This is a genomic window from Ralstonia sp. TCR112, from assembly GCF_007997035.1.
In the GTDB taxonomy this organism is placed as follows: domain Bacteria; phylum Pseudomonadota; class Gammaproteobacteria; order Burkholderiales; family Burkholderiaceae; genus Ralstonia; species Ralstonia edaphi.
In genome coordinates, this window is record NZ_VOSS01000179.1 from 1 (window position 1) to 18,529 (window position 18,529).

Consider the following 18,529-nt stretch of genomic DNA (forward strand, 5'->3'; position numbering starts at 1 on the left):
TCTTTGCTTACTTTCTTTGGGCAAGACCAAAGAAAGTGAGTCAGCCCCGGCAGGGGATGAAACAAGGGATGCACCACAAACAACAAATCTAGAGCACACATCAAAAAAACCACCCCGCCCCCGCCCCCATCCACTCCTATAATCCGCGCCACGAGACCCCTCTTTGGAGACCCGCAGGATGCAATCCCTCCATCCTCCCAAGCACATTCCGGCGGCGACCCTGCCGGAGCTGACGCTACGCGGCATGATCCTTGGCGCGATCATCACCGTGATCTTTACCGCTTCAAACGTGTACCTGGGCCTGAAGGTCGGCCTGACCTTCTCTTCGGCGATTCCTGCAGCGGTCATTTCGATGGCGGTGCTGCGCATGCTCGGCGGCACGAACATCCTCGAAAACAACATGGTGCAAACGCAGGCGTCTGCGGCCGGGACGCTGTCTTCCATCATCTTCATCCTGCCCGGCTTGGTGATGATCGGGCACTGGCAAGGTTTCCCGTTCTGGCAAACGTTTGGAGTGTGCATGGCGGGCGGCATGCTGGGCGTGGTGTTCACGATCCCGCTGCGCCATGCGATGGTCGTGCAGAGCGACCTGCCATACCCCGAAGGCGTGGCGGCGGCAGAGATCCTGCGTGTGGGCAGCGGCCAGTCGGCGGACGGTGAAAACGCCGTCGATGACGACGCGGTGCCCGCCGCCACCGGCATGCGCGATCTGGCAGCGGGCGGCATCGTCGCGGCCATCGTGGCGTTTGCTACCAGCGGCCTGCGCTTGCTGGGCGAAGGCGCGAGCTGGTGGTTCGCCGCCGGTGCCGCAGTGGTGCGTTTGCCGCTGGGCTTTTCGACGGCGCTGCTGGGCGCGGGCTATCTGATCGGGCTGGTGGCCGGGCTGGCCATGCTGGTGGGCCTGGTGATCGCCTGGGGCATCGCCGTGCCGTATCTGACCTCGATCACGCCGATGCCGGCCGACAAGGCGCTCTCTGCGTTCGGCACGGATGTGTGGCGCACGCAGGTGCGCTTTATCGGCGCCGGCGTGATTGCGGTGGCGGCCGTGTGGACGCTGGGGACGCTGATCGGCCCGGTGGTGCAAGGCGTGAAGCGTTCGTTCGGCAGCCTGCGCCCGAAAACCGATAGCGCGCTACGCACCGAGCAGGACATGGCGCCGCGCTGGATCCTCCTGGTGACGCTGGCCATGGTCGTGGTGCTGGTGATCACGTTTGCCGCATTCCTGGCGCGACCATGCTGTCGGCCGGCTCGCGCTGGACGCTGATCACCTGCGCGGTGATCTTTGCGGTGGTGTTCGGCTTTCTGGTGGCGGCGGCGTGCGGCTACATGGCCGGGCTGATCGGTTCGTCGTCGAGCCCGATTTCGGGCATCGGCATCATCGCCATCACGTTGGTGTCGTTGCTGCTGTTGGCCATCGGCGCGGACAACGGCATCGTGGGTTCGCCCGAAGCGAGCAAGCTCGGCATTGCGCTGGCGATCTTTACCACGTCGGCCGTGGTGGCCGTGGCGACCATCTCGAATGACAACCTGCAGGACCTGAAGACCGGCTGGCTCGTCGGGGCCACGCCGTGGCGCCAGCAGGTGGCGCTGCTGATCGGTTGCGTGGCGGGTGCGGCGGTCATCTCGCCGGTGCTGGAGCTGCTGTACAACGCGTATGGCTTCCCGGGGGCGCTGCCGCGTGCCGGCATGGACGCCGCGCAGGCGCTGTCCGCCCCGCAGGCGACGCTCATGACGGCCATTGCCACCGGCATCTTCACGCACCAGCTGGAATGGAACATGGTGATTGCGGGCATCGTCATCGGCGTGCTGCTCATCGCCGTCGACTGGGCGCTCAAGCAGCGTGGCGGTGTTGCCCGGCTGCCGGTGCTGGCGGTCGGCATCGGCATCTACCTGCCGCCGACGATCAGCACGGTCCTCGTCACCGGCGCGGTGCTGGCGTGGGTCATCGAGAAGATTCTTGCCAAGCGCGCACAGGCGGCCGGCGTGCCGTACGCGCGCTATGCCGAGGTGCCGAACCGCCACGGCGTGCTGCTGGCGTCGGGCCTGATCGTCGGCGAAAGCCTGGTGGGCGTATTGATGGCGGCCATCATCGGCGCCACGGGCAAGGATGCGCCGCTGGCGATCGTGGGCGCGTCATTTGAAGGCACGGCGCAATGGCTTGGGCTGATCGTGTTCGTCTTGGTATGCTGGGCCTTCGCGCGCCGCGTCCTGGCGGTGCGCCCGACTCATTGACCCGATCCCGCCTCATGCTGCTCCGAGACGCAACGCAGGCCGACCTGCCGGCCATCGTCGAGATCTACAACGACGTGATTGCCACCTCCAACGCCATCTACACCGAAACACCGGTCACGCTGGAAGACCGCAACGCGTGGCTGGCGTTGCGCGCCACGCAGGGGTATCCGGTGCTGGTGGCCGACGATGGCGGCCAAGTCGCAGGCGTTGCGTCGTTTGGGGATTTCCGCCCGTACCCGGGCTTTCGCACCACCGTCGAGCATTCGGTGCACATTCACCGCGACTGGCGCGGCAAGGGGCTGGGCAGCCTGCTGGTCGAGGCGCTGTGCGAGCGCGCCGCGGCGCTGGGCAAGCATCTGATCGTCGGCGCCATCGACGGCGCCAATGCGGGCTCGATCCGTCTGCACGAAAAGCTCGGCTTCAAGGAAGTGGGCCGCATGCCCGAGGCCGCCATCAAGCACGGCCAGTGGCTCGACCTCGTGTTCATGCAGCGCCGGCTGGACGCGTCCGGAACGATCCGCAACGACTGACCGTTCTTCGATCAATGCGTCAGGCGGGCTGCGTTGCCGCCTGCTGCGTCCAGCGCCCGCAACCACGTCGCACGGTCTCGTGCAGGTTGCGGGTTTCACGTTGCGCCGCGCGGATCCACTCGGCATCTGCGTCGCGCGCCTCCACCACCTCCCGGACCATGTCGAGCGCGCCTTCGGACGACAGCGCCTCGGCGTGTGCCGACAGCACCTTGCTCGTCTCCAGGATGTGATCGGCCAGCGCACCGCGATTGCCCGTGGCCGGGTCGACGTATTCGCCAGCCAGCCCGAAGCGGCACGCCTGGAAGCGGTTGAAGGTGTAGACGAGGTAGTCGTCTTCAACGGGCATGAACGGGCGATCGAGCAGCAGCCAGCGGCCGAGCGCCTGGATATAGGCGGCGATGGCGGCGGCGCGCTCCACGGTCAGCGGGGTGTCCATCACGCGGACTTCGATCGTGCCGAATTCGGGCTTGGGGCGGATGTCCCAATAGAAGTCCTTCATGCTTTCGATCACGCCGGTGGCGTGCATCTTGTCGAAGTACGCGATGAAGGCATCCCACGTCAGCACGAACGGCGCGCGGCCCGACATCGGGAAGGCGCTGACCGAATTCATGCGCGCCGATGCAAAACCTGTATCCACGCCCTGCACGAATGGCGACGACGCTGCCAGCGCAATGAAGTGCGGCACGTAGCGCGACATGGCGTGCAGCAGATACAGCGCATCGTCCGGATTCGGGCAGCCAAGGTGCACGTGCTGGCCGAATACCGTGAACTGCTTGGCGAGGTAACCGTACAGATCCGAGATGTACTGATAGCGCGGCGATTGCGAAATCTGCCGCTGGCTCCATTGCTGGAACGGATGCGTGCCGCCGCCGCAGATGCCGATGTTCAGCGCCGTGGCGGCTTCGGCCATGCGGTCGCGCATTTCGCGCAACTGCCAGAGCGCCTCGTCGTGGCTGTGGCAGATGCCGGTGGAGATCTCGATCATCGAATCGGTGATCTCGGGCTTGATGTCGCCGGGATATTCCTTGCCCTTGAGCATGCGCAGCAGGTCGGGCGACGCCGAAGCAAGGTCGTAGTCATGACGATTGACGAGCTGCAGTTCCAGCTCGACGCCAAACGTGAGTGCTTCGGATTTCGAGAACGGTTCGAGGGACATGGAAGCCTCTTAGCGGTGTTCGTTGTCTTGCCGCACCTCACCCGCCCAGCGCAGGGACCGTGCAGTCAGGATCGGCGCAGCAATCTGCTGGATCGCCAGCGTGCACAGGATGATGGCCGCCAGCGGCCCGCCGGTCTGCGGATACAGCGCCGCCGTATCGTGCATCAGCAACCATGACAATCCCGACATGGGGCCGAGCGCCAGGCCGAGCGCAATGCTCTGCCGCATCGACAGCCCCGAAAACGAGCCCAGCGCCGTGGTGGCCGCCAGCTTGGCAATGAAGCGCGACAGCACCAGCGCCACCGCCGCCACACCACCGATCGCCCAATCCGATGCCTTGAGCGGCAGGCCGAGCGACACGATCATCACCACGATCAGGATGCTGCCCGCGCTGCCGAAGTGCGACGGCCACACGCGCGGATGATCATCCTGGTGCTTGAACACGACGCCTGCCAGCAGCAGCGTCAGCGGCACCGACAGCTTCAGCAGCTTGGCCATCGCCAGAGCAAACAGGACCAGGCCGACCAGCACCAGGAACGCGTAGTGATCGTCACCCGCCATGCGGTGATACAGCGCGTGGCCGACCTTGCCGACCACCCAGGCCAGAAGCACGGAGCCTGCCAGCAGGTACAGCGGGTGGATCAGCGCCGCCGCCCAATGACCGTATTCGCTATGCAGCCAGCCGGCGGTGAGCGGCACCAGCACGCTGGCGTAGATGCTGTTGAGCGCGCCCAGCGAGAGCAGTCGCTCCGTCACCTGGCCTTCGGCGCGCAGTTCGTTCTTGAGTTGCAGGAGCACCGTGGGGGACGTGGCCACCGCGATGGCGCCCGCGGCCACGGCCACCGGCGTCGCGACCCCGAACAGCTGCAGCACCCAGGTGACCAGGCCCCAGGTCAGCAGGCTTTCGAAGCCGCTGGTGAGCAACAGCCAACGATTGGCACGCAGCCATTCGAACGACAGCCGGTGCCCCAGTTCGAACAGCGCCAACGCCAGCGCCATCTCGATCAGGATGTGGGTCTGGTCGAGCATGTCGGCGTCGATGAGCGGGCGGCCGAGCACACCGGCTACCAACCCCGCCGCCGCATAGCCGACGATGCGCGGCAGCTTCAGCGCCGCCCGCGCGAACTCGCCGCAGAGGGCAGCGCCGACCAGCGCCAGCCCGATCCAGAAAAGGCCGCCAGGAGCGGGCGGCCACGAAGGGAAGAGATCGTGAAGTCCTGTCATGGCCGACATGGTACCCGAAGCCCTCATCCGGGAAAGTCAGCCAAGCACTGACACGCGTTAGAGCCGCGTTACACGATATTTAATAATAGATCGATGATTTTCGACGCAGAAGGCGACAACTCTGCGTTTGGAGTCGCCGGCTGCCGGCAAAGAAAAACCGCCCCGGAGGGCGGTTTTCATACTGCGAATGGCTGAGAGCCGGTCGGATTACTTGCCGCCGACGCTTTCCAGCGGCGTCCACTTGCCGCCGGTGACCTTGTAGACGGTGATGCCGCCGTCCTTCAGGTCGCCCTTGTCGTCGTAGGCGTAGTGCTTGGCGGTCACGCCTTGCATGTTGGTCGCGGCCAGGATCGGCAAGTACTTGCTCGGGTCCGACGAACCGGCCTTGACCATGGCTTGCATCAGGGCCATCGCGCCGTCGTAGGCGTACGGCGAGTACGTCTGCACCGGCGTGCCGAAGCGCTTCTCATAGCGGGCCTTGTAGCCAGCGCCGCCCGGCATCTGCTCCAGCGGCAGACCTGCCAGCGAGCACACCACGCCTTCGGCGGCTTGCGCGCCGGCCAGCTTGATGAAGTCGTCGGTCTTGGACATTTCGCCCGACATCAGCGTGGACTTCATGCCCAGTTCGCGCATCTGCTTGACCAGCGGAGCCGACTGGCCTTCCGCACCGCCGTAGAACACGGCGTCAGGCTTCTTGGCCTTGATCTGCGTGAGGATCGACTTGAAGTCGCTGGCCTTGTCGTTGGTGAACTCGCGACGCACGATCGTGGCGCCGGCAGCCTTGGCGGCCTTCTCGAACTCGTCCGCCAGACCTTGGCCGTAAGCCGTGCGGTCATCGACGATGGCGATGTTCTTGTAGCCCAGCTTCTTGACGGCGTACGTGCCGACCACCGAGCCCTGCTGGGTGTCGGAGGTCATCATGCGGAACGTCGTCTTGTAGCCTTGCTTGGTGTATTCCGGTGCCGTGGCCATCGCGATTTCTGCGATGCCGGCATTGTTATAGATGCGCGAAGCCGGGATGGTCGTGCCGGAGTTGAAATGGCCCAGCATGCCCTTGATGCCGCTGTCCACAAGCTTCTGTGCGACGGTGGTGCCGGTCTTCGGGTCAGCTTGGTCGTCTTCCGAGATCAGCTGGAACTTGACGTCCTTGCCCGCGATCTTCGGCTTGGTGGCGTTGAACTCTTCCACAGCCAGCGTCAGACCGTTCTGCATGTCCTTGCCGTACTGGGCTTGAGGACCGGTCATCGGGCCGGCGTAGCCCAGCTTGATGACTTCCTGGGCCGATGCCGCGCTACCAAGCGCGCACAGTGCTGCCGCCAGACACAGTTGCTTCAATTTCATTTGTGCGTCTCCTAGTTCAAACGCAATTTGGATCAATAGCGCGACGGGATCACCGTCGCCCTCCTCCCGCTTCGCGCGCCATCCGTACCCGTCGTGCGGATGGTGCTGCGAATCCTGCTCGTGCTCCCCGTCAGCCGATGGTCATCAGGCTGGCGTTGCCACCCGCGGCGGCCGTATTGACCGACAGCGAACGCTCGATCAGCAGGCGCTCCAGCGCCAGCCCTTCCCCGCCGTGCGGCAGGCCTTGCACCCCCACGATCGGGCCGGCACGTCGTGCCAGTCCTTCGCAGATGGCGCGCAGATGATCCGAATCGCCGTGGTGCAGCACCGCATCAAACACCGCTTCGTCGGTCGACCCGACCACGCGGACGCGCGATTGTACTGCCGCCGGCAAGCCCCGAAGTACCGCTTCGATGGCAGGGTTTTCCTGCACAACCGCCACGCTGCCAACAGCCAGCACGGCCGCCAACTGGCGCAGCCAGTCCGCCGGATCGGCCGCCACGCACAGCACCGCTTCGCGCGGCAGCAGCGTGTAGGTGTTGCGCTCGCCCGTCGGGCCCGGCAGCGTGGCCGTGGCGCCCGTGGCCGAGGCTGCAGCCAGGCGTTCGCACAGCGCCGCGAGATCGGCCGACTGCGCCGTCGACTGCTTGCGTGCCCAGTCCGTCAGCGCGTCGAACGGCGCCAGCAGCGCGCGGCGCGCATCGGTATCGACCTCCGTACCGGCACCTGCGGTGAGTTGCAGGGCGGTGCGCATGGCGTCCTGCGGGCACGTCGACAGCAAACGCAGCAGATACAGCGGGCCGCCGGCCTTGGGGCCCGTGCCCGACAGGCCTTCGCCGCCGAACGGCTGCACGCCCACGACGGCGCCCACGATGTTGCGGTTCACGTACAGGTTGCCGACATGCGCGCGATCGACCACGTGCGCGATGGTTTCGTCGATACGCGTGTGGATGCCCAGCGTCAGGCCGTAGCCCGTGCCGTTGATCTGCTCGATCAGCTTGGTCAGGCCCGTGTTGTCGGCGGTACGCTTCCAGCGCACCACGTGCAGCACGGGGCCAAAGATCTCACGCGTCAGGTCCGACAGGCTGTCGAGCTCGATCACCGTCGGCGGCACGAAGGTGCCGTGCGCGCATGCGGCCGGCACAGGTGCCTGATGCACGCGGCGGCCCTTGGCGCGCATCGCTTCGATGTGGCCGACGATGTTGTCGCGCGCTTCGGCGTCGATCACCGGGCCGACATCGGTGGCGAGGCGATCCGGATTGCCCATCGCCAGTTCGGCCATGCCGCCCTTGAGCATCGCCAGCACGCGGTCGGCGACGTCATCCTGCAGGCACAGCACGCGCAGCGCCGAGCAACGCTGCCCCGCTGAATCAAACGCAGACGACAGCACATCCGCCACCACCTGCTCGGCCAACGCCGACGAATCGACAATCATCGCGTTCTGACCGCCGGTCTCGGCAATCAGCGGGATGGGCGCACCGTTGGCATCCAGGCGACCGGCCAGCGTGCGCTGCAGGATGCGCGCAACTTCGGTCGAGCCGGTGAACATCACGCCCTTGGTGCGGGTGTCCTTCACCAGCGCGGCGCCGACGGTCTCGCCGCGGCCCGGCAGCAGTTGCACGGCACCGGCCGGCACGCCCGCTTCGCGCAGGATGCGCACGGCCTGGGCGGCGATCAGCGGGGTCTGCTCGGCGGGCTTGGCCAGCACCGGGTTGCCGGCGGCCAGCGCGGCGCTGACCTGGCCGGTGAAGATCGCCAGCGGGAAGTTCCACGGGCTGATGCAGACCACCGGGCCCAGCGGGCGGTGCGTGTCGTTGGAGAACCCACCGCGCACCTGCGCCGCGTAATAGCGCAGGAAGTCGACAGCCTCGCGCACTTCGGCGATGGCGTTGGACAGCGTCTTGCCTGCCTCGCGGATGATCAGCCCCATCAGGTGCTGCATCTCGCCTTCCATCAGGTCGGCGGCGCGGTCCAGCAGCGCGGCGCGTGCCTCGGGCGGCGTGGCTTGCCAGATGGGCGCGACAGCAGCGGCGGCCGATAGTGCGGCATCGACGTCGGCTTCAGTCGCTTCCGTCACGTGGCCAACCACATCGCGCAGGTCGGCCGGGTTGCGCACGGGCTGCGCCGTACCGCCCACGTACGGCGCATCGCCGATGGTCGGCTCGGCCGTCCAGACGGTGCTGGTGCCGGCAAGCAGGGCGGACGACAACGACGCCAGGCGCTGCTCGTTCGCCAGGTCAATGCCCGACGAGTTGGCGCGCACGTCACCGTAAAGGTCGCGCGGCAGCGGAATCTTCGGATGCGGCAGGCCGAGCGTCCCTTCATCGGCGTGCATCTTTTCCACCACGGCCACCGGGTCGGCGACGAGGTCGTCCAGAGGAATCGACTCGTCCGCAATGCGGTTCACGAACGAGGTGTTGGCGCCGTTTTCCAGCAGACGGCGCACCAGGTAGGCCAGCAGCGTTTCGTGCGTACCGACCGGCGCGTAGATGCGGCACGGGCGGTTCAGCTTGCCCGGCTTGTTGCCGACGACCTGCTCGTACAGCGGCTCGCCCATGCCGTGCAGGCACTGGAATTCGTATTGGCCGGGGTAATAGTTCTGGCCGGCCATGTGGTAAATGGCCGCCAGCGTGTGCGCGTTGTGCGTGGCGAACTGCGGGAAGATCGCCTCCGGCGCGGCCAGCAGCTTGCGCGCGCAGGCCAGGTACGACACATCGGTGTAGACCTTGCGCGTGTAGACCGGATAGCCCTCCAGGCCGTCAACCTGGGCGCGCTTGACCTCGCTGTCCCAGTACGCGCCCTTTACCAGGCGGATCATCAGGCGGTGCTTGCTGCGGCGCGCCAGGTCGATGATGTAGTCCAGCACGAACGGGCAGCGCTTCTGGTAGCCCTGCACCACGAAGCCGATGCCGTTCCAGCCGGCCAGCTCAGGCGCAAAGCACAGGCGCTCCAGCAGGTCGAGCGACAGCTCCAGGCGGTCGGCTTCTTCCGCATCGATGTTGATGCCGATGTCGTATTCACGCGCCAGCATCGCCAGCGCCTTCACGCGCGGATACAGCTCGTTGATCGTGCGGTCGTATTGCGCGCGGCTGTAGCGCGGATGCAGCGCCGACAGCTTGATCGAGATGCCCGGCCCTTCGTAGATACCGCGCCCTCCCGAAGCCTGCCCGATCGCCCGGATGGCCTGCTCGTACGACGCGAGGTAGCGCTGGGCGTCTTCCTCCGTCATCGCGGCCTCGCCGAGCATGTCGTAGGAGTACCGGAAGCCTTCGGCCTCGAACTTGCGCGCGTTGGCCAGCGCTTCGGAAATGGTTTCGCCAGTGACGAACTGCTCGCCCATCAGGCGCATCGCCATGTCCACGCCCTTGCGGATCAGCGGCTCGCCGCTCTTGCCGATGATGCGCGTGAGCGCCTTCGACAGCCCGGCTTCGTTATGCGTGGCGACCAGCTTGCCTGTGAGCAGCAGGCCCCAGGTGGCGGCGTTCACGAACAGCGACGGGCTCTGGCCGACGTGCGAATACCAGTTGCCGTTGCTGATCTTGTCGCGGATAAGCGCGTCGCGCGTGGCCTTGTCGGGAATGCGCAGCAGCGCCTCGGCCAGGCACATCAGCGCCACGCCTTCCTGGCTCGACAGCGAGAATTCTTGAATCAGGCCCTGCACCAGACCTTCGCGGCCGGTGCCGACCTTTTGCGTGCGGAGCTTGCCCGCGAGGTCCCGTGCGAGCTGCTTGGCTTCCGAGGCGAGCGCGCCCGGCAAGCGGGCCTGCTCCAGCAGCATCGGAATGGCTTCGGTTTCCGGCCGGCGGTAGGCGGCGGTGATGGCGGCGCGCAGCACCGATTGCGGTTGCACGCTTTGCGCAAATTCGAGGAACGGTTGCACCGCAGGTTCGTCACCCTCGTGCACGTCCGAGACGGCTGCGGCGGCGGACGGGAGGCCATCCGCCGCCGGGCCGTTTGCATCAGTTGGCAGCTGCCCCCGCTCCACTTGATCCAGATACGTGAAGATCGCCTGCTTGATCAGCCAATGCGGCGTGCGGTCAATGGACTGCGCAACGCGCTTGAGGCGTTCACGCGAAGCATCGTCCAGCTTGACCCCGAGGGTGGTTGTAGCCATGTGGGTTCCTATCCAGAGCTGCCATTGCCTGGCTTGTGGCCGGCAAATTGGGCGGATCATACGCCTGGCGATCCGGAAGGTGCAACCTAGTGAAACCCCTTGGTTCGAAATGGGTAGATTGGGGTGCAACCGCAGAGGGCTGTGGGGGCCTTTTTGGGGTGACTTTATGGCTGGTTTTTTTGTTTGTGGTGCATCCCCTGTTTCATCCCCTGCCGGGGCTGACTTACTTTCTTTTGGTCTTGGCCAAAGAAAGGTAGGCAAAAGAAAGGCGCGCCCGAGATGGCGAAAGATTCCTTGAATTTCCGTAACCGGGCGGAGACGGGAAAAACTCGCTTCGCTCAGACAGTTTCCCCCTCTTTTTCCTCCCTGCAACAGAAATTCAAGGCGCCATCTAGGGCAGGAAAGTCAAAGGACAAAAGCCACACCATCTGGACACAAGCCCAAAAGACAAGGCCAACCTCGCGACGGGTTGGCCTTTTTCTTTTGACGTTGAGCCCTTGATGGCGCCTTGAATTTTCGTAAGCGGGCGGAAAAAAGGTGGGGAACTGTCTGAGCGCAGCGAGTTTTCCCCACCTCCGCCCGGTTACGCAAATTCAAGGAATCTTTTCGCCATCTCGGGCGCGCCTTCTGTTTGCTTACTTTTCTTTGGCAAGACAAAGAAAAGTGAGTCGGTCCCGGCAGGGAACGAAAGGGAGGTGGACCACCAACGCTCAAATCCTCAAAGGATCAATCTCCAACTGCCACCGCACCCCCTTCACAGTCTTGCCAATCCCCGCAAACCCCTCAGTCCAGGCAGTCAACAGCTTCTGCAAAGCCGCGCGAGAACCCGATTCCACCAGCAACTGCGCCCGCTCGCGGTTGGCCAGGCGCACCATCGTCATCGGCACCGGATCATGCAAAAACACCGGCGCGCCCAATTCAGCGGCCAAGGCTTCACCAGCCGAACGCGCGGCGCCCAAAAACTCCAGCGCGCGTGCGACTTCCTTGTGCTCTGCGGTCAACAACGCCTGATAGGCAAACGGCGGCAGCCCGGCCTGTTTGCGCTCCCGCAGCAGCTGGCGCGCAAAACCGTCGTAGTCGTGCCGAACCAGCGCCTGCAGCGCCGGTGCGTCGGGATACCGCGTCTGAATCAGCACCTCGCCGGCCAAGCCGGCCCGGCCCGCGCGGCCCGCCACCTGCATCAGCGAGGCAAAGAGATGCTCTCCCGCGCGGAAGTCGTGCGAGAACAGCGAGGAATCGGGCGCGACCACGCCCACCAGCGTCACGCGCTGGAAGTCGTGCCCCTTGGCGACCATCTGCGTGCCGATCAGGATGTCGACGCCGCCTTCGTGCACGGTGTCGAACAGCGCTTCGGCGCTGCCCTTGCGGCGGGTGGAATCGGCGTCGATGCGGGCGACGCGGGCCTGCGGAAACAGCTCGCCGAGCGTTTCTTCAATGCGCTGGGTGCCGCGCCCGAGCGGGGCGATGTCGACGTTGCCGCAGTCGGGGCAGTGATGCGGAATGCGCGATTCGTACCCGCAGTGGTGACAGCGCAGGCGCCGCTCCGGCTTGTGCAGCACCAGGTACGCCGAGCAGCGCGGACAGCCCGACAGCCAGCCGCAGGCGTCGCAGGACAGCACAGGCGCGTAGCCGCGGCGGTTGAGGAACAGCAGGCTTTGTTCGCCGCGCGCCAGGCGATCGGCAATCGCATCGACGAGCGGTTTGGACAGCCCATCACGAATCGCACGCCCGGCGCGGCGCTCCAGGTTCAGGTCGATGAGCGACACGCGCGGCAGCACCGCTTCTGCCTGCGCGCGTTGCGAGAGCGTCAGGCGCGTCGTAGCCGTCTGCTCGGCGCGCCACCAGGTTTCCAGCGACGGCGTGGCAGAGCCCAGTACCACGGGGATGTTGCGCTGCTTGGCACGCCATAGCGCCAGGTCGCGTGCGGAATAACGCAGACCCTCCTGCTGCTTGTACGACGTGTCGTGCTCCTCATCGACAAGGATGAGCGCGAGGTTGGGCAGCGACGCCAGCATCGCCAGCCGCGTGCCGAGCACGATGCGCGCTTCACCGCGATGCGCGGCCAGCCAGTTCAGCGCGCGCGGCTGTTCGGCCAGACCGCTGTGCAGCGCGGCCATGGGCACGCCGGGAAAACGCGCCGCAATGCGCGCCTCCAGCTGCGGCGTCAGGTTGATCTCGGGCACCAGCATCAGGACCTGCGCGGCGGGGTCGCGCGCCAAGGCGTCGGCGATGGCGTGCAGGTAGACCTCGGTCTTGCCGCTTCCGGTCACGCCAAACAATAGGAAGGGGCTGAAGGTACCCGCCGCCCCGGCCTGGGCGATGGCCGCCACGGCGGCGGCCTGTTCGTCGTTCAGGGCGGGCGCGACGGAAGGCGCCGGCAGCTCGAGCGGTTGCGGCAGCAGCGCCTTCGGCCGCAGTTCTGCGCGCAGCCAGCCGACGGTCGTCCAGTCCCGCAGCTTGGCGACGGCTTGCCCGTGCAATTCAACGGCGGCGCTGGTGGACAGCTCGCCATCGCCGGTCAGTGCTTCGGCCAGGCGCATGGCGCCGGACGCACGTTTCGGAACGCTGTCGAGCAACGCGGCCCGCGCCGGTTCAAACATCACGTAGACGGTTTCGTTGGCCTGCCGGGCGAGGTTGTCCCAGCTGCCCGGCGTGCGCCACAACGGCGGCAACGCGGGCAACGTCACCTCGCCGAGCGCACGGTGGTAGTAACCGGCAGCAAATTCGGCGAGCGCCCGCCATTCGGCGTCGAGCGGCGGCACCCAGGCCAGCACCCGCTCCACATCGCGCAGCTTTTCTTGCGGAACATCGGTGGTTGCGGCAGTTTCGACCACCAACGCCACCACCCGCCTGTTGCCGAACGGCACCACCACGAGCTGCCCAACCAGCACAGGTTGCCCGCACCGGTAATCGAACACGGCATCGAGCGGTGTATCGATCACCACACGCGCAATGGCAGCCGACACCTGGGCATCAGAAAACGCGGCGTCGACGTGGGCGGTGGTCATGCTTGGCGCAAACGGTTGAATTGCAAAGAGTTTGTTGCGATGCAGCGGCGCATCCTGCACCTGGGAAATGCGTCTTGCCCATCTCACCTTGCCTTCACAGCCATTGCCATGGTCGGTTCAATGTTCAAGTACTACTTGAGGTTTATGCCTTGGCGCCCTGATCGGCGACCGTTTTCCGGCCTATCCACACGGCCTGTGGATAACTTTGTTGAAAAGTCGGCCGCTGCGCCCGCGAAGGCCGGTAGACGCGCTGTTTTTCTAGCTTGCACGATTTACGCGCACGCGGCTTTCTTTCAGAAAAATCAAACACTTATGCGGTGCGTGCACAGAGCCGCCCCTGTTGCGCCGCGGAAAGAACCAGCCGCGACAGCTTTGTGCATAAGTCAAGTCTTGACAGCCGGCTTACGCACCAGAAAGCGCGAAATAAATCGCTTGACACCCCGTTGGGGCCAGATGGGGCCACCGGCACGCGAGTAGTCACTCACCCCTACTGCACCAAAGCGGCGAAGATTCCACCCGTGCCCCCGACTTCACGCACTATTGCGGCACGATTCAAACGCTATCGCACTGCAGCATTGATCTTGATCGTGTTACTTCGCTTTCGACCGCAGCGCGCGGCTGAAGCTGTGCACCTCCTCCACCAGCACCGATACGGCTTCGGGCGGGGTGAACTGCGAGATGCCGTGGCCGAGGTTGAAGATGTGGCCATCGCTGCCACCGCCGGCTGCGTAGTCTTCCAGCACGCGGCGCGCTTGCGCGCGAATCGCCTCCGGCTCGGCAAACAGCACGGTGGGGTCCAGGTTGCCTTGCAAGGCGACGCGGCCCGCCGTTCGCTGGCGAGCGCGCTGCAGGTTGACGGTCCAGTCCACGCCCAGCGCGTCAGCACCGGTCTCGGCCATGCCTTCGAGCCACAGGCCGCCGCCCTTGGTGAACAGGATGACCGGCACGCGCTGGCCGTCGGCCCCGGGGCGAATACCCTTCACCACGCGGGCCATGTAGGCCAGCGAAAACTCCTGGTAGATGCCATCGGCCAGCGCTCCGCCCCAGGTATCGAACACCTGCACAGCCTGTGCGCCTGCATCGATCTGTGCATTCAGATAGTCGATCACGGCCTGCGCGTTGATCTCCAGGATGCGGTGCATCAGGTCCGGGCGCGCGTAGAGCATCGACTTGACGGTGCGGAAGTCGTCCGAACCGCCGCCTTCGACCATGTAGCAGGCGAGCGTCCACGGGCTGCCCGAGAAGCCGATGAGCGGCACCCGCTGGCGGCCGTCCTGGACGAGCGCACGGCGGATTTCCGCCACGGCGTCAAACACGTATTGCAGCGACGACATGTCCGGCACGGACAGCGCCGCCACATCGGCTTCCGTGCGCACCGGCTTGGCAAAGCGCGGCCCCTCGCCTTGCGCGAACGACAGCCCCAGGCCCATGGCGTCGGGCACGGTCAGGATGTCGGAGAACAGGATTGCCGCGTCCAAGGGGTAGCGGTCCAGCGGCTGCAGCGTCACTTCCGTCGCGTACGCAGGCGACTTGGCCAAGCCGAGGAAGCTGCCGGCCCGCGCACGCGTGGCGTTGTACTCAGGCAGATAGCGGCCCGCCTGGCGCATCAGCCACAGCGGGGTGTAGTCGGTCGGCTGGCGGCGCAGGGCGCGCAGGAAGGTGTCGTTGGCGAGCGGGGCGGACATGGCGATGGACTCTTGAGGAGGGCGCCATTGTAAGGGATGGTGTTTTTATCCTTCCCTGACCCAGGCCAACCCGTCGCCAATCACGACGCAGATATCACGGCACCTTGTGCGTATCGCCCGCACGCTGCGGCGGCAGCTTGATCGCCATCGACTTGAAATCCGGGCTGGTGGTCAGTGTTCCGTGCACCACGCCGCGCGGAATCACGACCAGATCGCCCGCCCGGACTTCCCGCGGCGCGCTGTCGAGCCAGACGGTGGCCGTGCCCGACATCACGTACTGGATTTCGTCGGCGTACGTATGCGTGTGCTTGGCGACGGTACCGACCTGGACGCCCACCGTGCCGTTGGCCGCCGTGACCAGCGTCTTGGTGCGCAGCGTACCCATCTCGGCGATGACGGGGCCGATTTCGTCCGGCGTCATGCCGCCCATGTTGACGATCTGCGCCGCAAGCGGCGGTGCCGAGGCCGGAGCCGATGCCGCCGCCGGTTCTGGCACTTGCGCAAACGCGCCGACACCGGCGGCAAAGATAGCGGCAGCGGAAATCGCTCGAATCACAGCAACAGGACGATGGCGATGCATGATGGCTCCTCATGACGCGGCCGCCGTCAAGGCGCGGCAGTCCGTGTGGCGCGGTCGCTTGACCGACTCGCGGCGATTGTCGCATCGGCATGCGGCCGCGTAGACCTAGGGCGATTCCCGAGAAACCGGGGCGCCGCTCCCAAACCGGCTCGCCTATAGTGGACCGCGCCAAGCCCGCCACAAAACGACATCACAGGAGACCGGCATGACACACAAGGGAAGCTGCCACTGCGGCAAGGTCGCATTCGAAGTCGAAGGCCATCCGGAAAGCGCGATGGCGTGCAACTGCTCCATCTGTCAGCGCAAGGGCTCGCTGCTGTGGTTCGTGGCGCGCGACAAGGTGCGGCTGCTGACGCCGGAAGACAACGCAAGCACCTACCTCTTCCGCAAGCACGTCATCAAGCACCGCTTCTGCCCCACCTGCGGCATCCATCCGTATGCCGAGGGCGTCATGCCCGACGGCACGCCCATGATTGCCGTCAACGTGCGCTGTCTGGAAGACATCGATTTGGCCAGTGTGCCGGTCACCCACTTCGACGGGCGGTCGATGTAGCAGCGCGGCGCTACAGCCACATCTGCATCACGCGCTCGCCGGCCTCCACCGGCTTGCCGTTCGGCATCCACACCGCATCCAGCATCGGCCGCACGAGATCGAGTTCGGTCGACATGCCGTCCTGCCGGCCAAAGCGTGCGCTGTTGGCGGCCTGCGCTTCCACGATGCGGCGGTCCTGCTCCGCCACGCGATACAGGAACGGCCAGACGAGCCAGCGCACGGCCCAGGCCGGCGCCCAGCGGTTTTCCACATGCAGCGTGGCGAACAGGCGCGTGCGCATCTCGTCTTCGGGCGTGAAGTGCAGCGTGAAATACAGCGCACTGCCGTTGGCGTAGCGGTATTCGAGCTGGGCGGTGGAAGGCGCGGCGATACCGAAATGCGCACGCTCCATCGTGCGCGGCGATTCGAACAGGCGGTACAGCAGACCGCTTTGCTGCGGCTGGCCGGCGTAGTCGACCTGCAGGCCATCTGCCGACTGGGCGACGGTCACCGTCATCGGCTGGCGCGCGCCATGGCTGCGCACGAGACCCGGATGCACGAGATGCGTGTGCAGCGGGTCAAGAAAATTCTCCAGCGCGTCGGCGGGGCGTGCCTGCCACAGCGTGCTCCACAGAAAGCGGCGGCTGCCGGGCGGCAAGCGCTGCAGGAACGCCGGCAAGGCCGCAGGCGCAGCTTCGCCCGGCGGCCGTGCACTCATCCAGATCAGCCCGTCGTGCTCGAACACCTGCCACGCATTCACTTGCACGGCGGGCACGGCGGCGCCTGGGCACAGGCCCGGCATGGTGGTGCAGCGGCCGTCGGCGCCGAACGTCCAACCGTGGTATTTGCACTGCAGTGTCTCGCCAACGAGCTGGCCGTCGGACAACGGCACATGCCGATGCGGGCAGCGATCGTCCAGCGCAAGCAAGCCGCTGGAGGGCAAGCGCGCGAGCACCACCGCGCGGCCAAACACGGTCACGTGCATCGGTTTGTCGCGCAGGCGGTTCGCCTCGGCGACGGGATACCAGCCGCGCAGCAGCGTGGCGTTCCAGGCAGTCATAACTGAAAGCGTTGCATGATCGGCACGCCGATCCGGGTGGTGAGGGTGCGCAGCACGGCGACGGCGCGGCGCGTGGCGGGTGGCAGATGCCTGCAGTAGACGGCGCTCATCTCGATGGCCGGCACGCCTCCGCGCAGGCGCTTGAAGTGCGCGGCGCCAGCGCTCAGGTTCAACTCGGCATCGCGCGTGATGGTCAGGCGCAGCACGTGCGCCATCAGCAGGCGATACAGCCCTGCTTGCTGGGGCCACGTCGTGTCGTAGCCGACGATGGGCGCGGTCAGCAACGGCCCTTGCCCAAACACGCCGACCACCGCGCGCAGCACGCCCTGCGCATCCCGAAAACCCGCGCATTCGAGCAGCCCTGCCGCGTGCCACGCGCGAAGAAACGCTGCGGTGTAACGCGGGTTCAGCGCGGAATACTTGTCGAGATAGAGCTGCGCATAGAGCCGCTCGGCCTGCGCGAAGTCGGTGTCGGTCAAGGCGTCGTGCGGCACGAAGGTCAGCGGCGTCGCGTCGAGCAGCTTGAGGTCCCGCCGCAGATCGCGACGCAGTTCCGACACGCGCGACGCACGCTGCAACTGCAGGAACAGATAGACCTGCCGCGTGGGGATCAAATCGAAGCCGGCAGCCGTGGCGGCGCGCAGCCAGTCGGCGTGCTGGATCGTGTTGAGCGAACGCAGCCAGATCGCGCGGTCCGGCCAGCGCTCGCGGCATGTTCGCGCGAGCGCTTCCAGATCGAAGGCCGCCGCCGATGGATACAGGTTCGTACTGACCAGCCAGTTGTTGACGGCCACCGCACGGTCGAGCTGCGCATGCCGCATCCACGCATCGGCCAGGCCAATGGCGCCGCGCAGCACCGGCCGCAGCATGCGCGGCATCAATCGCTCGGATTCTTCCGCCGCATAGCGGCCGTACGTGGTGATGGGCGAGCAGACCCAGGCGTTTTCGGCATGGTCGGCGCGATCCTCACTGCCGTTGATGGTCACGGGCAGCGGCAGACCGCCAGCCTCCACCACGTCGACCTGCGTCACCAAGTTGGCGACGAACGGCTGCGACGCCTGCCCGCG

General features: G+C 66.0%; 11 protein-coding genes and 1 pseudogene. 3 read left to right on the forward strand and 9 right to left on the reverse strand.

All coding sequences use genetic code 11. The annotated features are described in order from the left end of the window. Positions 1 to 178: 178 nt before the first annotated feature. Together FUT88_RS25020 and FUT88_RS25025 are read left to right on the forward strand one after the other, a co-directional pair. Positions 179 to 2,232 (forward strand): annotated as a pseudogene (locus FUT88_RS25020) (OPT family oligopeptide transporter). A gap of 14 nt (positions 2,233 to 2,246) precedes the next feature. Continuing rightward, positions 2,247 to 2,762 (forward strand): GNAT family N-acetyltransferase, encoded by a 516-nt coding sequence (locus FUT88_RS25025; protein ID WP_147219236.1) that lies wholly within the window; start codon positions 2,247 to 2,249, stop codon positions 2,760 to 2,762. 19 nt (positions 2,763 to 2,781) lie between these two features. Here the strand turns inward: FUT88_RS25025 and FUT88_RS25030 are convergent, their stop codons facing one another. The 7 genes from FUT88_RS25030 to FUT88_RS25070 all read right to left on the reverse strand — a co-directional run bounded on the left by FUT88_RS25030 (position 2,782) and on the right by FUT88_RS25070 (position 15,870). Next, on the reverse strand, positions 2,782 to 3,918 hold the full coding sequence (locus tag FUT88_RS25030) for a YbdK family carboxylate-amine ligase (RefSeq protein ID WP_147219238.1): 1,137 nt from the start codon (positions 3,916 to 3,918) through the stop codon (positions 2,782 to 2,784). 9 nt (positions 3,919 to 3,927) lie between these two features. After that, a complete protein-coding gene (locus FUT88_RS25035; protein WP_147219240.1) occupies positions 3,928 to 5,151 on the reverse strand; it encodes a cation:proton antiporter in 1,224 nt (407 codons plus the stop codon). Between the two features lie 198 nt (positions 5,152 to 5,349). Next, positions 5,350 to 6,483, reverse strand: a complete 1,134-nt coding sequence (locus FUT88_RS25040; protein WP_147219242.1) for a branched-chain amino acid ABC transporter substrate-binding protein — start codon at positions 6,481 to 6,483, stop codon at positions 5,350 to 5,352. A gap of 130 nt (positions 6,484 to 6,613) precedes the next feature. Next, on the reverse strand, positions 6,614 to 10,597 hold the full coding sequence (gene putA / locus FUT88_RS25045; protein ID WP_147219244.1) for a trifunctional transcriptional regulator/proline dehydrogenase/L-glutamate gamma-semialdehyde dehydrogenase: 3,984 nt from the start codon (positions 10,595 to 10,597) through the stop codon (positions 6,614 to 6,616). A 710-nt stretch (positions 10,598 to 11,307) separates the two neighbouring features. Then, the gene (locus tag FUT88_RS25060) at positions 11,308 to 13,605 is read right to left on the reverse strand and encodes a primosomal protein N' (RefSeq protein ID WP_147214715.1); all 2,298 of its coding nucleotides are present in this window, start codon (positions 13,603 to 13,605) and stop codon (positions 11,308 to 11,310) included. 590 nt (positions 13,606 to 14,195) lie between these two features. Then, positions 14,196 to 15,290, reverse strand: coding sequence for a uroporphyrinogen decarboxylase (gene hemE / locus FUT88_RS25065; protein WP_147214714.1), 1,095 nt, complete (start codon positions 15,288 to 15,290; stop codon positions 14,196 to 14,198). Between the two features lie 94 nt (positions 15,291 to 15,384). Next, positions 15,385 to 15,870 carry a cupin domain-containing protein gene (locus FUT88_RS25070; RefSeq protein ID WP_147214713.1) on the reverse strand — a complete coding sequence of 162 codons (486 nt, stop codon included), beginning with the start codon at positions 15,868 to 15,870 and terminating at the stop codon, positions 15,385 to 15,387. Between the two features lie 205 nt (positions 15,871 to 16,075). Between FUT88_RS25070 and FUT88_RS25075 the strand changes: the two genes are divergently transcribed. Then, positions 16,076 to 16,423 (forward strand): GFA family protein, encoded by a 348-nt coding sequence (locus tag FUT88_RS25075; RefSeq protein WP_147214712.1) that lies wholly within the window; start codon positions 16,076 to 16,078, stop codon positions 16,421 to 16,423. A gap of 10 nt (positions 16,424 to 16,433) precedes the next feature. Here FUT88_RS25075 and FUT88_RS25080 read toward each other — a convergent pair whose 3' ends face one another. Continuing rightward, a complete protein-coding gene (locus FUT88_RS25080; RefSeq protein ID WP_147214711.1) occupies positions 16,434 to 17,462 on the reverse strand; it encodes a Rieske 2Fe-2S domain-containing protein in 1,029 nt (342 codons plus the stop codon). Then, on the reverse strand, positions 17,459 to 18,529 hold a 1,071-nt coding region (locus FUT88_RS26355), incomplete at its 5' end, for a hypothetical protein (protein WP_186829264.1). The genes FUT88_RS25080 and FUT88_RS26355, both read right to left, overlap by 4 nt.